A 14,814-nucleotide genomic window follows, 5' to 3' on the forward strand; every position below is an offset into this window, starting at 1 on the left:
CTACGCCTCACACTTCAATCAAGGTTTGCATTGCTTGCGCAATGCTTTGTTCGTTTGGAACCGCACGCTCTAACAGTGAAATATTATGCGGATTAGGAATATCAGGCATGGTTAAGCGTTTGATCGGGGCGTCCAAACTAAAAAACAATTCATCAGAAAGCGTGGCCGCTATTTCTGCACCAAACCCTGCTGTTTTATTGTCTTCATGAACGATTAAACAACGGCCTGTTTTCTCAACAGAATTCAGCACGGCCTCTTTGTCCCAAGGCTGAATCGTTCTTAGATCAATCACTTCGATACTCATAGCTAAGCTAATCGCTGCTTTTTCACAACGCTCTACCATCGCTCCCCAACAAACCACCGTTAATGCCGTACCTGTTAATATGGTTTTCGCTTTACCAAAAGGAATCACGTATTCGTCCCCAGGGTAGGGCCTACGTGACCAGGCACCATCAAGCAAAGATCGATGCTCAAAGAAAATGGTTGGATTATTGTCTCTCAGTGCAAAACGAAGCAAACCCACGGCGTCTTCTGCATTGGAGGGCATGGCCAATTGCCAGCCAACCTTATGCGCCCATTCAACCTCATCACACATTGAGTGCCAAGGATCACCTCTGCGCGCAAAACCACCAGGAATCCTCACGACCATAGGCGCCGCAAATTGGTTATTGGTTCGCCAGCGCATGATACCCGTGTCGGTTAATTGCTCTGCAGCGGGTTCGGCATATTTACGGAATTGTATTTCTGGAACAGGCATTAAGCCACTCAATGCCATCCCGACTGAACGACCAATAATGCCCTCTTCAGACAAGCTAGTGTCGAAGACTCGATGATCGCCAAACTTACTATTCAGCCCCAGTGTTGCCCCATGAACACCCCCTTTCGGGCCTACATCTTCTCCAAAAACTACCACTTTAGGGTTTGTTTCCAATTCATAATCTAATGTTTTACGAATTGCCGTTAACATATTAAGTCGAGCCCCTTCAGGGCTAGGCTGATAACTCTTGCTCGGGAACTGGTGATGACTTGCCGCTAAACCACCTCGAAGTTGAACATGCCCTTCTTCTGAATAGACAAATTTTGTTAACTTATCCACGTCAGGTTCATTACGTTTTTTTGCCTTTTCTACGGCATCTAATACATTTTGATAACTGTCTGTTTCTAACGTTTCCCAATCACTAGCACTGATTAATTTCATACTAATAAGGTGATTTTTTAATTTAGGGAGAGGATCACGAGCTTGCTCACTTTCTATAAAATCAGGCGTTTTGTAGGTTTGCGTGTCTTGAAAAGTATGACCACATAAACGAGGAACTTTTAGTCTCAATAGGCAAGCACCCTGCCCTGATCGTACGTAATCAACCGCTTCTTTGATCAAAACTGGAGTGCGGATAGGATCAGTACCATCACCATCGATGATTTTTAAGTTTTTATACGCACTAAGATTCGCAACTTGATCACCACCGGGAGTTTGTACTTCTTGAGGAACAGAAATACCGTAGCCATTATCTTCAATGTAAAAAAGGTGAGGTAAATTATTAGTGGTAGATATGTTCAATGCCGCCCAAAAACCACTGGTCGACATGGATGAATCTCCTCCCATCGATACCGCAATCGCCCCTGAATAACGACGGTCATTCAATTGGTCTCTATGATAAAGAATTGATTGTGCCCAACCAGAAATAGGGGAATATTGCGCACCAACTCCACCGCACATTGGAAACAACATGGCACCATTTCTTTCAACATTAGGGTAATTACATACCACCCCGATGTCTCTCCCATCGCTGTAGCCACCTTCTTTTGCCATCGGTGCTGCAACCACCTCATCCAAACTTATACCAAGGCTCATGACAAAAGGTCTAGAACGATAATAGCCTGTGGCGGCATCATGAGGATGAGTCAAAAGTGATCCTAATAGAATCTGAGCAAAATCATGACCGCGAGCAGAAAATTGATTGAACACCAATTTTTCAGGGACGAGCAGCTTCTCTTCAATCTCATCTAAAGCACGAGATTTTAGCATTAACTGACTGACATTAAGCCAATCGACTGTTGGCTCATTTTTGAGGATATGACTTGTATCGTTGATTTCTTTCAATGCTTCGTTCATAGAGATACACCATTTGGTAGTCAGCTTTTCAGCTTTATTGTTATTAGAATGATGTAATCAATATTAACCATGATCGACGGAAATTTTCTTTCTTAATTGCCCAATATTAGGCAGACTAAGCAATAACGTTTCTCCAAATAACAATAAATGGAAACAATCTATGTTGGATAAGTTTGATCTAAATATCCTGTCAGCGTTACAGAAAAATGGCCGCCTCAGCAACAAAGAACTAGCTGAAAGCATTGGACTCTCTACAGCGCCTTGCTGGCGACGACTAAAGCATTTAGAAGATGAAGGCTATATAAAGGGTTATACCGCCGAGTTAAACGCAAAGAAAGTACATTTGAATGTGATCGCTTTCGCTCAAGTGTCCATGGATAACCATCACACAGAAACCCTCACCCCATTTCTCTCAATCGTTAATGACTGCCCCGAGATACAAGAATGTCATTCAGTCAGTGGTGACTGTGATTTCATGCTAAAAATAATCACTAGAGATCTGGATAGTTATGATGAGCTATTGAGTAAAAAGCTCTTACAAGCAAAAGGTGTGCGCTCGGTAAATACAATGTTTTCGATGAAACAACCGAAAATATCCAGAGAATTTCCTTTAAGTACATTGCTCATTACTGAGCATTCTTAGGGCACCATTACGAGACATTATCTTCATTTTGAACTTTACATATTGCTGCTTAAATTATGCATTTATTATCTCAATAGAATTAAATACAGCAATCATAATATATTTTTTTAATAACACTACATTGTGCGAAACGAAGTCACATTTATTCTCTAAATTTGGGCATTACTAAGGATCACCATGACGGCAACTGATTATTTAAATCAACTCAACCACGATTATCTTAAGGTTCACCGCGTTAAAGAGGATTTTTTTTGGGATACCTATATGGGGATAAGCGATGACAACGAAGGACCTACTCAAGCACAAACGAATTGGACAAATTTTTTAAGCGATCCCAAACGAATTGAAGCCATTAAAGCACAACTTTTCGCAGCAGAATCTATCAAAGAAGAAAACGAAAAACTATCAACTATCAAAGGCTTAACTGGCTGGTTAGCCATGTTTGAAGCTCATGCGATTTCTTCTCCTAAGGCTCAATTACTAAAAAACCACCTCATTCAAGAGGAAGCAAAACTGTTTGAAAAAAAACAACAACATGTGATGACTTATCAAGACGAGAATGGTCACTCAATAGAAGCTTCGTTAGTCTCTATACGTTCAGTTATTCAAACCAATGACATTGAAGCCACACGAAAAAGCGCACATCAAGCCTTGCTTGATTTAGAGCAGTGGGTATTAAACAATGGGTTTATTGAGTTAATAAAACTGCGCAATGAGTTTGCTAACGCTTTGGGATTTGATAACTTTTTTGATTACTCTGTACGCAAGGGTGAGCAGATGTCTAGTAATGAATTATTTTCGATTCTAGACGATTTTGAACAACGTACCCGCGAACGCAACCAGCGCAGCATGAGTGATTTGGCTAAAGAGAAGGGACAATCGGCATTATTAGGTCATAACATTTCCTATGCCTATGCTGGGGATGTGATGCGAGAACTCGATCCGTATGTCCCGTTTTCTCAATCATTACGACGCTGGGTTGAATCATTTGGTCGCCTCAATATTGATTATTCTGGCGCTGAGTTAACCTTAGATTTATTAGATCGTAAAGGAAAGTACCCTAATGGTTTTTGTCATGCGCCTATTCCCGCCTTCTATGATCAAACTAAGTGGATTGCTGGTAAAGTAAACTTCACCAGCAATGCTAAACCAGACCAAATAGGTAGTGGCTTCAGTGGTATCAATACCTTATTTCATGAAGGGGGACACGCCGCTCATTTTGCTAATGTCAAAATGAATGCTCCATGCTTTTCCCAAGAATTTGCACCAACATCAATGGCTTATGCTGAAACTCAATCCATGTTTTGTGACAGTCTGCTCAACGATGCCGATTGGTTAAAAAACTACGCAAAAGACACACAAGGTCGCGTCATCCCTGATGATGTAATTAAAGCAATGGTGGCAAGTAGCCAACCTTTTAAAGCTTACGAAGAGCGTAATATCGTGGTGGTTCCATACTTTGAACGTGCTCTTTATCAGCTTAGTGACGAAGAGTTAACACCTAAACATGTTACTGAATTAGCCCGTCAATGTGAAAAACGTATTTTAGGTGTTGCTTGTAGCCCTCGCCCTTTAATTTCCATCCCTCATTTACTATCAGATGAATCCGCTTGCTCTTACCATGGATATTTATTGGCTCATATGGCCGTGTACCAAACACGCGCTTACTTCTTATCGCAATTCGGTTATCTGAGTGATAACCCAAAAATAGGCCCCCTTCTCGCTAAACACTATTGGAATTGTGGTAACAGCCAAACCCATAACGACACAATTACAGCCTTAACAGGAGAAGGGTTTAATGCTAAATATTTAGCCGATGAATGCAACCTTAGCGTAGAACAAGCGTGGCATAATCAACAACAAAAAATAACGAGTTTTACACAACGTGAATTACTGGAACCTGAACCCTTGAATGCTTATATTCGAGTCGTCGATGGGGCAACAGAATTAGCCTCTAACCAAGAATCAGACCTGCAACTTTGCGAACAATTTGAGCGCTATATATCTGAACACTATGCTTGCTAAGAAAGGTCTAGTCCTCGAAGAAATTATCACGCGGGGTCGTATTAATAACCTAGGTATGTACGTAAGAAAGTAAATCGCAAAAAAGCCAGTGTTTAATAACACTGGCTTTATGGTGTTTTTACTAATTTTAGAGCAAAACAGACGTTTTACTACGATGCCTTATTTACTTAACTCGTCTACATTTTTTCTAAAATAAGCCAATGCCGCTTTTGCATCCACATCACGATCGGAAACAGATTCTATCCATGTTTGATCCATTCCTTCCTCTAATTTATGTACGTTTTTTACTCTAGGGTCATCTTTAGAAAGATATACCACATTCACACCATTCGCTTTTGCAGCCTGTATTCCATCTTTATCCGCATCGCCCCAAGTAGCCCCTGCCAATCTTGATAATTTCTCACCCGAAACACTCATGATTGCGGCTTGATCTTTTTTGCTGAGACTATCAAACGTATCTTCATTCATTACGATACTAAATGCTGTAGTGTAAAGCCCTCTAGGAAACAAAGTCAGATTGGTAGAAACTTCACTCAAACGAAGTGTCATTTGCTCTTCCGCAGGCAAAAAAGTACCGTCAACCACACCTTGTTGCATTAATTCATAAGATTTAGGTGCTGGTGCTGAGATAGGTGTTACCTGTAAGCGCGCCGCAAGCTCATTAACTAAACCACCGCCCACTCGCATTTTCTTGCCTTTCAAATCCGCTAATGTGTTCACTGGAAACTTAGTATGGAGTTGACCTGGTCCGTGTACAAATAAGGCCAGTAGATGAAGTCCTCTAAACTCTTGAGCGGGTTTAAAAAACGCTTCATATGTACGCCATAAAGCGACGGATCCCGATTCTGCGCTGGTAATTTCTCCGGGTATTTCCGCCACACTGGTTAACTTAAATCGCCCCGGAATATAAGCATTAACACTAAAACCCACATCATACACACCATCTTCTACTGCATCGAAAATGGTCTTAGGCGCACCGGTGTAATTTTCAATATCCACTTTAACACGGCCTTCTGTCGCTGTTTCGACCCACTTCTTCCATGTTGGCCATACAATTGCATTCTGCGGATTCGAAGGTGGTAGCCACGTAGCCACGTGCAATGTCGTCGTTGCTGACGCGACACCTGACACAGACAACAAGCCGATACACAGGCCTGAAAGTAAACTTTTCTTAAAATTGATCATATTTATTATTCCTATTTTTATGATTCATTGTGTTGAGCAAGGTATTCGGTCGATATATACAAGTATTCGGTCACTTCTCCATGACGAAGTGGCCGCACTGCAAATTCATAAATACGCACTGCTGAGAAATAAAATGGCGGCTGAACTACCATCTAACAAAAAAATTACCCAGCAATAGATATTGATTCGGTTCTGGGCAATGCATTTCAATCCATCCTCGCAATGTCGTAGAAACTCCTAATAAATTCTATGAATTATTATCTTTAGTTACCATGTTAACTAATGAGTTTTTAAAAACAATCAAAATAATACCGTCATCATGAAATACTCAACTCGCTTTAGTAGACCTTAGAACACCCTTATCTTGCAAACTAGATGTCATATTAATGAATTCCCAAGGAGAGGTTTCCGAACATCGCTCACAAACCACTTCAATTAATGCTGGCTGATTATTATTGATACACATTTCTAAAACAGGCTTGAGCTGCTGAGGAGTAAATACTCGATGAGCTTTTACATGACAACTTTCAGCCAGCTTGACAAAATCTGGGGTGGTTAATTCTGAACCAGAGAAGCGACCACCATAGCCCATTTTTTGATCTCGCATCACATTGCCATAACCTTGATTATTAAACACTAAAGTAATCAAGCCTATATTATGCTCAGCAGCAGTAATCAACTCCTGAACACTAAACATAAAGCCTCCATCACCGCACACAGACAAGACGACTTTATCAGGATTAGCTACTTTTACACCTAGCGCAGTAGGAAATCCATACCCCAAAGTACCTTGAAAACCAGCATCTACATAAGTTCTGGCTTTGAGTACCGGCAGGCCTCCAGCCCAAGTCGCAAACCCCATTTGTGATAATTCGGGAATGTAAAAACCATCCCTTGGCAATAGCTCCCGTATCACATTTAAATACGACAATTGAGGTTGAATTTTTTGAATGGCTTGCCAAGCAGTGTGTTTTGCACAAGCAATATCATCTAAGCGACGAACATCCGGCGCTACTTTATTAGACAACGCATCAAATAATAAGCGGCAAGCTTTAGCTGAATCCGCAACGATTCCAACATCTGGTTGAAAAATCTCCATTTGTTTAGGGTCAATGTCGATCCGAATGAGTTTAGGGCCGTAACTTGGTGCCGACTCATAGCTCATGTAATTCCCCCAACGCATATAAGGCATTTCTAATCTCGTTCCAATACCTATAAGCACATCAACCTCGTCCCATAATTCTCGGGCTGCAACAGGGGGTACCCCTAAAGGATGGTCTTCAGGAACGACACCTCGACCGCTACGAAACGCAGACACTGGTGCGTTAAATAATTGAGCAAGCGCCAGTACCTCTTCTGACGCATGCAGCGCACCAGAACCACACATGATCATAGGTTTTTTGGCATTAACCAGTAATTTAACCGCAGCATTAATCTCATCTAGATTAATACTTGGCTCTTTCTCTTCCTGAGTTTTAGGCTCTTCAATACTATAATCCGATATCTGAGCCATAGTATCCCAACACATTTCGACACTGACAGGACCAGGGCGACCGCTCTGGGCTAATCGAAAAGCCTCATTGACTAATTGTGACGTACTCTGTGAATCAGTAATCGTGATCGCTTCTTTTATTAAGGTACGTAACGTACCTGCTTGATCTGACAATTCATGTAAATGACCCCGCCCCTTTCCCATAAAGGAGGTTGGTACCTGCCCAGTTAATGCCACAAGAGGGCTACAATTGCCCATGGCCGTACAAAGCGCAGCTGTCGTGTTTAAAATACCAGGACCAGGTACAACAGAAAAAACCCCTGTTTTCCCCGTAGATTTAGCGTACCCCATTGCCATGTACCCAGCACTCTGCTCATGACGCGGTGTGATTAATTTGATGTGAGACTTATAGATACCATCAAACAATGGGTATATTTGAGCCCCAGGAATACCGAAAATAGTGTCTACTCCATTAGCGACAGTAGATTCGATAATGGCATCACCACCTGACATAGATTTCATTATTTTTATTCCTTTTTTAGAAAAATACTCTGTACGTATATAGCTATATTTCAGCAATAAGCTTTCAACTATCAGATATATTATGGGAAGCCTTAACACCCAACAAATCCTTAAAATATTGATTAGGTATAATGATTTTGTTATAGATTGATAAATCTATAATCAAGTTAATAAATAAACTGAGAAGGATTCCAATGAATATAAAACAACTTAACTATTTTTTATCAGTGGCTGAATGTAAGAGCATAGCCTCTGCTGCTAGGGAGCTAAAAATTGCCCAGCCTGCACTCAGCCTACAAATATCCAAACTAGAACATGAACTAAAAACAACTTTATTTAGCCGTGGTGTGAAAGGAGTTCAACTCACTGAGTCAGGAAATATTTTTAAAGAGCATGTACGTTTAATGCTCACTCAACTAGACAAGGCCGTAGCTGACCTATCTGAACTAGATGGCTCACCAAAAGGAACTATTATCATTGCTATGAACCAGGCAACAGATAACATTTTAGCTTTACCTTTATGCAGGGCTGTTGAGAAAAAATACCCCGAAATAGATCTCGATTTGAGAACTGGGTTATCTTATGAAGTCGTTAACATGCTAAAGCGAGGTGAAGTAGACTTAGCTATTATTTATGAAGATGGATTAAATTCCGACAATATAAATCGTGAGTTATTAATTAAAGAGAATCTATTATTTGCTACTAAACCAAATCATACGAACAAGTACCAAACTAGTATTGAATTCAACAAACTCACCGAATATGAACTTGTAATCACTTCTGAAAAAGAATCTCAAGGTTATATCATCGAAAAGTATGAAAGAAAAACAGGCATAAAACTTAATAAAAGACGCCCTTATGGTCAATTACTGACTAGCCTACGTTTTGCATGTGAAGGATATTGCAACTTATTACTACCCTCTTCAGCTTTCTATCATCTAGAAGATAATAAATTTATTAAAAGCTTAAAAGTTGTAGAGCCAGAAATATTCCGAAATGTCTATATAGCGACAGAGGCAAACCGACCAGTAAGAAACATAAGCCTTGAAATAATAAAAATAATAAAAAACCTAACAAAAGAATTTAATGAGAAAGGTATATGGCAAGGAGACTTGCCTTGACAAAGAATTAGGTGAAAACCCTCACCTTTAACTCTATATTTTTTTAAATAAATAGTCTTGAACTTGCTCTAAAGAATCATGAATTGATTTAATTTTATCAATCATTTCATGCTCTATTAGCATCACTCCATTAATATCAGTATTTTTTAATTTTTTATTTAAATCATTAATTTCTCCGAGTTCAACCCCAATTTTTATAAAACTAGGTAAAGCTCGAAAATCGAACTCATTATCGCTACCATGATAGTACCAGTCACCAAAATGAGTTTCTTTCACATCAACAACGTCCAATTTACTATGCTGTAATGCTGCAAGAAGTTGTCGTGATTGCCATTGATTGAGCTCCAACAATGCAGATGATGAGTGTGCAAATGCCATTGAGTAATAACTCGCTTTCATTATTTTTTCAGAATCATGTGTGGTCTTTGTAAAGGATTTCTCTAGCCACTCACTAGATTTAGTCAGAGTTAGAGCTGATTGGTATAATACATCAATTTGTTGACTGACTTTGTTCGTCCCATCATCAATTCCTTTTACCAAGATTGATATTTTTTCACTAGACTCCCTAGCTTTATTAGCCAACATTCTTACTTCATCAGCGACAACAGCAAAACCTCGTCCATGCTCGCCAGCACGAGCGGCTTCAATAGCCGCATTTAATGCTAACAAATTGGTTTGCTCAGAAATATTTTGAATGATATCTGTAAAACCTTTTATATCATTAGCTATTTCTTTCAAAGCATTAATATCTGTTAAGCTAAGGTGTGTTTTTTCAGCTATATCAGATATAGATTTCGTTAATTGAGCTATTTCTAACTTGTTTCGCTCTATATGCTCATTTGTACCCTCTGAGGCACTCATAGGTTCAAATAAGCATTCTGAAATTTTATTAATCGATGATAAAACTCGTGACTGAATAGTCTGTTGTGTAACTAATAATTGGTCATCTATAAAAGGGGGAGCAATTTCTATCGTAGGTTGATCTAATAGCAATTGTAATTCTTTGACTTTTAAAAATAAAATTTCGTTTTCAGATTGAGACTTTTCCAAACCTCGTTCAAGCATTTTTATACGCTTTCTTCCAAACATCTTTATATTCCTGCTATTCAACACTTCTATGTTCAATTATTAATTTCATTAGAAATATATTAAAAATGCCAAGTAAGTCTATTGACCTACTCGACATTTTATAAAAAATTAACTAATCAATCCATATCTGGTTCAAATAGGTTTCGCTTCATATAAAACTTAACCCAGAGTGCTGCAATAATTCCAACCACTAATAAAATACCACCTGCAATAGAAAAAACAGCTTTTGTCATATCAGGAGAAGGAGAATTATTTAAAATAACATAAACCATTGCAACAATACCTAAAATCTGTGGTACTGGGTAAAATGGTGTTTTATATGGGCGGTCATGGTTTGGTAGACGTTTTCTTAATACGATAACGTTTATGTGTGCAACAATATAAGCAAGAAGCCAACTGCTTGTTGCGGCTATAACCAAAGTGATTAATGAATCGATATCAAGAGCTATATATGGGATAGCAATAAATAATGTCATCATTACTATTCCAACCCAAGGTGCATCAAAACGATTTTTTGCTTTTAATTGTGGGAACGCTTGTTTTTGTTCAGCCATACCATGAAGCATTCTTGGTACTGAAGCAAGAACCGTATTAATGGTACTGCAAGTAGCCGCTATGCCCATAATAGTAGCAATAACTAAACCACTTGGCCCAAAGACTGCATTTGCGTAATCTAAATAAGGAATAGGTGAATTAGTTAATGTGTCAACATTAAGATATAAACTAGCGCCATATGCAAATAGCAAAAAGATAGTAAAAATCAAAAATAATGACCAGTGCATAGCTCTAGGGATATTTTTATGAGGATTTTTCACCTCATTGATCATGGGGCAAATAAATTCAACACCGACCATCAACCACATAGCAAGTGCTACATAACTCATAAATGAGCCATTCAGTACTCCTTCAAAGCTCCAATTAACAGTCTCTCCAGTTAATTGTGGATGGGGAGTAAATGTGCCAGTAATTGCAACAAGCCCAATAATAACAAGTGCACTAATGAGTATACATACAAGAAAGTTTTGCACTTTAGCAAATATATCGGCGCCAATAAGATTAGTAATCATCAAAATTGCTAGTATTATAAGCGGAGCTACTTTGCCAATAGACATATGAGGAAATAACTGGCTGAGCATGGCATCAACCAAAAACATTTCTACAGGTACAGCCAAAGCAGCGACAACAACATATCCCGAAAATACAGCAACAATAGCGGGAAAATGCCCGATTGCTTTTTGCGTATAGGTAGCCAATGTTCCTTCGTTAGGAAACATCAATGACAACTCTGAAAAGCTCATTGCATTAAATTGAGCAATAATAAACGCGGTAACCATTGCTGCTATAAAAGCCATCCCCCCCATGCCAATACCCTGAGTAGATGAAATCATTGACCCTTGAACAATCACCACCCCGATACAGACCCCCATCATGGTTAGAAAGCCTAACTTTTTAGTGGTTGAAGGGGTTTGAGAAGAGCTACTTGTTTTTATTTTTTTAGTATCACTCATTTTTTAACTACCTTTAGTGAATAAACATATTAATCAATTTAAAATCGATCAAAACGATAAGGGCTAGGATCTATAATAGGATTAGAGTTAGAAACAATATCTGCGGCAAGTTGACCTGCAGCAGGCCCTGTTCCAAAGCCATGCCCAGAAAATCCAGTTGCGACAGTCAATCCAGGAATGGATTTAATTCTGTCAATTATTGGTGTTGAGTCTGGTGTAACATCAATAACACCAGCCCATGATTCATCGATTTTTGCATTCTCAAATGCTGGCCAAGCATTTAGCAAATTTACCATCGCGTCTTTATTCAGTTCGTGATTTACCTTTGGTTCACGGACACGATTATGTTCAAAAGGTGAACTATTCGTTCCATTCCAGTGACGAGGCATAGATAAGTCTTTAAAAAACTCTTTACCAAATGACACCTTCAAAAAACCTCGAGAAGATCGTAGTTGGTCCTTATATTTCAAACCAATTTTAAAATGGTCCAAAATTATTGGAGCGTCTAGCCTGCCTCGTTGAGTAATGATGAAGCCACCATCTTGGTGCTTACGAAATGAAAAATCAGGTCCACCAACAGCAATATCAGTTGGACCTTCCATAGGTGTCGTTCGTAAAACAGAACAAATTAATGGTAATGTTGGTAACGAAACGCCTAAATTACCTAGGAACCGGCGAGACCATGCTCCACCTGTAAGTAACACTTGTTCACACTGAATTTCTCCTCGTTCAGTCATGACTCCGGTTACTTTTCCTCCCGTCATAACCAAGGTGCGAACAGCACAGTTTTGTACAATAATCGCGCCTTTTTCTAATGCACCTTTTGCTAATGCTGTGGTGGCTAGTGCAGGTTCAGCGCGGCCATCTGATGGCGTATAGATACCTCCTTTCCAATCACCAGTACCATTAGGCACTAATGCATCAATCTCTTTAACGCTCAATATCTTAGAGTCTAGTGACAATGAGTCGACAGATTTCAGCCAGTTTTCATGCATCGCCATTTGCTCATCGGTCTTACCCAAGAACATAATGCCTGCCTGCTTATAACCTACATCTGCACCAATACGCTGTGGCATCTCTGCCCACATTCTATCGGCGGCCATAGCCATAGGAACATCGGCCGCATGACGACTCGTTTTTCGTATCCAACCTAAATTGCGTGATGATTGCTCACAAGCAATATGACCTTTTTCTAACAAGACTACTGAGATATTTCTCTCAGCCAAGGCTAGTGCTGCAGACACTCCTACGATTCCGCCACCGATAATAACAACCGATGTTGATTCTGGAATTTGATCTGAGGTTATCAATCTTTCAAGTTTTTTTGTCATAACATGTATCCTACAGCGAGATATAAAAAACTTAGATCTCTGCTCTTATTACTATTCGACGATTTTCTAATCAGCAAGATTTATGTATTTAATGTCTGCTTGTGAAGCACCACGGAAGGCAGTCACTTCAATTTCTACTTTATAAATAGAAGACCCTAATGGTGGGCAAGTCACTGTGGTAGTCGGATCAACACCGCGAAATTTAGTGCCGATAAACGCCATAACTTCATTGGTGTCTTCAGGGTTTTGAATAAAAACACGAGAACACACTACATCAGATAGACTTGAATCAACGGCTTTTAAGGCTGTTTCAATATTGCTGAAAATTTGCTCAGTTTGCGCAATAGCACCTTCTGGCATTTCTTTAGTTTCAGGATGGCGACCAGCTGTATTGGAAACATATATCCAATTATCTACAGCGACCACACGAGAGTAGCTAGCAACTTCTTCAAGCTTAGAACCAGTTTTTACTTTTACAATTTGGGTCATTTAGATTACCTAACGAATTAAAAAACTAAAAAAGAAGAGCTCTATAAAATTGAAAGAGCTCTTAAAGGGGAGGTATATGGATTAACGAAGCGTTGGGGTTTCCCAAAGGTTAAGCTTTACACCAATGCCTTTTTCTAAAGCATTTCGGTATAACTTAGTTCCCCAAGCCACATCTTCTGTTGGTAATCCTCCGACAGAAAGCACAATGATTTCTTCATCATTTTGACGGCCTGGAGCATCACCTGCAGCGATAGCGCCGAGATCTTCAAGTTGATTTCTAGTCATCAGACCTTCATCAATCATATCCATGAAGCGACAACCAATAATGGGTATATATTTATGAGCAGGTTTTGGTACTTCAGAATGCCAAGCTTCATAAAGACCAATGTTATCCATCACTTTACGTACATCATCCGCTTCAAGAGCCGAGTCAAAACGACTGTATGCAGGCATAGAAATAAAAGCGCCCGCTTTAACCCACTCTCTCTTAACAATTGGATAAGATGAAACATCCCCTGTTTCACCTGAATTACAATATGTGACGATATCCGAACCTCGAACAAGGTCTTCTAATGAGTCTACAACTTGAAGTGTTGTAATTTGCGGATAGGTTTCTTTTACCCAAGAAGTAAAACTATCCAAGCTTTTTTGGCCACGTCCCTTTACTTTCAAAGTATCAATATTTGGACAAACAGCCATAAAGGCAGCGATTGACGTCTTGCCCATTACTCCAGGACCTAACAGACCAATAACTTTTGAATCTTTACGAGCTAAATGACGAGCGCCCACACCAGGCACAGCACCAGTACGATAAGCAGATAACAAATTGGCAGACATGTAGGCTAATGGCGCACCAGTATGAACATCATTAAGAATGAACATTAAAATAGAACGAGGAAGGCCTTTCTCACGGTTAGCAATATTAGAACCGTACCATTTGACGCCACAAGTTTGATAATCACCACCAAGGTATGCTGGCATGGCCATAAGACGACGATCTGGAGTATGTCGAGGCATAGTAGGAATTTCTGGTTCTTCAGGGAAAGTTACCATTGCCCCATGCGAATCATTATTAGCTCCGGCCATGCGATAATCACCTTTGTGCATTAATACAAACATCTCTTCAATTGTATCTACACAACTCGGCATATCTGTCACGCCCGCTTTAATCATATCGGGCTCAGAAAGGTAAATAAAATCAATCTTAGTATCTTCTGACATAATGGTCATACCTATTAATATTTTTATTTTTAATAATTAAAACAGAATGCATATATAGTATTTATCACTCTGAAT

General features: G+C 39.5%; 11 protein-coding genes. 3 read left to right on the forward strand and 8 right to left on the reverse strand.

All coding sequences use genetic code 11. The features are described 5' to 3' along the window. Positions 1-7: 7 nt before the first annotated feature. Positions 8-2,113 carry an alpha-ketoacid dehydrogenase subunit alpha/beta gene (locus V6259_RS12225; protein ID WP_341584734.1) on the reverse strand — a complete coding sequence of 702 codons (2,106 nt, stop codon included), beginning with the start codon at positions 2,111-2,113 and terminating at the stop codon, positions 8-10. 160 nt (positions 2,114-2,273) lie between these two features. Here V6259_RS12225 and V6259_RS12230 point away from each other — a divergent pair, with 160 nt between their 5' ends. After that, a complete protein-coding gene (locus tag V6259_RS12230; RefSeq protein ID WP_341584735.1) occupies positions 2,274-2,756 on the forward strand; it encodes an Lrp/AsnC family transcriptional regulator in 483 nt (160 codons plus the stop codon). A gap of 177 nt (positions 2,757-2,933) precedes the next feature. After that, positions 2,934-4,781 carry a M3 family metallopeptidase gene (locus V6259_RS12235; protein ID WP_341584736.1) on the forward strand — a complete coding sequence of 616 codons (1,848 nt, stop codon included), beginning with the start codon at positions 2,934-2,936 and terminating at the stop codon, positions 4,779-4,781. A gap of 159 nt (positions 4,782-4,940) precedes the next feature. Here the strand turns inward: V6259_RS12235 and V6259_RS12240 are convergent, their stop codons facing one another. Together V6259_RS12240 and V6259_RS12245 are read right to left on the reverse strand one after the other, a co-directional pair. Continuing rightward, a complete protein-coding gene (locus V6259_RS12240; protein ID WP_341584737.1) occupies positions 4,941-5,966 on the reverse strand; it encodes a TRAP transporter substrate-binding protein in 1,026 nt (341 codons plus the stop codon). Between the two features lie 328 nt (positions 5,967-6,294). Next, complete coding sequence (locus tag V6259_RS12245; RefSeq protein ID WP_341584738.1) at positions 6,295-7,980, reverse strand: thiamine pyrophosphate-dependent enzyme; 1,686 nt, start codon at positions 7,978-7,980, stop codon at positions 6,295-6,297. A 194-nt stretch (positions 7,981-8,174) separates the two neighbouring features. On the opposite strand from V6259_RS12245, the gene V6259_RS12250 reads away from it, so the two are divergent. Further along, the gene (locus V6259_RS12250) at positions 8,175-9,101 is read left to right on the forward strand and encodes a LysR family transcriptional regulator (protein WP_341584739.1); all 927 of its coding nucleotides are present in this window, start codon (positions 8,175-8,177) and stop codon (positions 9,099-9,101) included. Between the two features lie 33 nt (positions 9,102-9,134). On the opposite strand, the gene V6259_RS12255 is transcribed toward V6259_RS12250, so the two are convergent. From V6259_RS12255 to V6259_RS12275, 5 genes are all read right to left on the reverse strand, one after another. After that, complete coding sequence (locus V6259_RS12255) at positions 9,135-10,190, reverse strand: methyl-accepting chemotaxis protein (RefSeq protein ID WP_341584740.1); 1,056 nt, start codon at positions 10,188-10,190, stop codon at positions 9,135-9,137. Positions 10,191-10,306: 116 nt separating this feature from the next. Further along, the gene (locus tag V6259_RS12260) at positions 10,307-11,698 is read right to left on the reverse strand and encodes an APC family permease (RefSeq protein WP_341584741.1); all 1,392 of its coding nucleotides are present in this window, start codon (positions 11,696-11,698) and stop codon (positions 10,307-10,309) included. A 38-nt stretch (positions 11,699-11,736) separates the two neighbouring features. Beyond that, complete coding sequence (locus V6259_RS12265) at positions 11,737-13,029, reverse strand: NAD(P)/FAD-dependent oxidoreductase (protein ID WP_341584742.1); 1,293 nt, start codon at positions 13,027-13,029, stop codon at positions 11,737-11,739. A 66-nt stretch (positions 13,030-13,095) separates the two neighbouring features. Beyond that, positions 13,096-13,518 (reverse strand): RidA family protein, encoded by a 423-nt coding sequence (locus tag V6259_RS12270; protein WP_341584743.1) that lies wholly within the window; start codon positions 13,516-13,518, stop codon positions 13,096-13,098. A gap of 81 nt (positions 13,519-13,599) precedes the next feature. Next, positions 13,600-14,739 carry a tyramine oxidase subunit B gene (locus V6259_RS12275; protein ID WP_341584744.1) on the reverse strand — a complete coding sequence of 380 codons (1,140 nt, stop codon included), beginning with the start codon at positions 14,737-14,739 and terminating at the stop codon, positions 13,600-13,602. Between the last annotated feature and the right edge of the window lie 75 nt (positions 14,740-14,814).

The sequence above is a fragment of the Marinomonas sp. TI.3.20 genome, assembly GCF_038155025.1.
Taxonomy (GTDB): domain Bacteria; phylum Pseudomonadota; class Gammaproteobacteria; order Pseudomonadales; family Marinomonadaceae; genus Marinomonas; species Marinomonas flavescens.

What these genes read in the sequence shown, in the direction of transcription:
- V6259_RS12225 (WP_341584734.1), bottom strand. Translation starts at nt 2,113, where the DNA reads ATGAACGAAGCATTGAAAGAAATCAACGATACAAGTCATATCCTCAAA.
- V6259_RS12230 (WP_341584735.1), top strand. Translation starts at nt 2,274, where the DNA reads ATGTTGGATAAGTTTGATCTAAATATCCTGTCAGCGTTACAGAAAAAT.
- V6259_RS12235 (WP_341584736.1), top strand. Translation starts at nt 2,934, where the DNA reads ATGACGGCAACTGATTATTTAAATCAACTCAACCACGATTATCTTAAG.
- V6259_RS12240 (WP_341584737.1), bottom strand. Translation starts at nt 5,966, where the DNA reads ATGATCAATTTTAAGAAAAGTTTACTTTCAGGCCTGTGTATCGGCTTG.
- V6259_RS12245 (WP_341584738.1), bottom strand. Translation starts at nt 7,980, where the DNA reads ATGAAATCTATGTCAGGTGGTGATGCCATTATCGAATCTACTGTCGCT.
- V6259_RS12250 (WP_341584739.1), top strand. Translation starts at nt 8,175, where the DNA reads ATGAATATAAAACAACTTAACTATTTTTTATCAGTGGCTGAATGTAAG.
- V6259_RS12255 (WP_341584740.1), bottom strand. Translation starts at nt 10,190, where the DNA reads ATGTTTGGAAGAAAGCGTATAAAAATGCTTGAACGAGGTTTGGAAAAG.
- V6259_RS12260 (WP_341584741.1), bottom strand. Translation starts at nt 11,698, where the DNA reads ATGAGTGATACTAAAAAAATAAAAACAAGTAGCTCTTCTCAAACCCCT.
- V6259_RS12265 (WP_341584742.1), bottom strand. Translation starts at nt 13,029, where the DNA reads ATGACAAAAAAACTTGAAAGATTGATAACCTCAGATCAAATTCCAGAA.
- V6259_RS12270 (WP_341584743.1), bottom strand. Translation starts at nt 13,518, where the DNA reads ATGACCCAAATTGTAAAAGTAAAAACTGGTTCTAAGCTTGAAGAAGTT.
- V6259_RS12275 (WP_341584744.1), bottom strand. Translation starts at nt 14,739, where the DNA reads ATGTCAGAAGATACTAAGATTGATTTTATTTACCTTTCTGAGCCCGAT.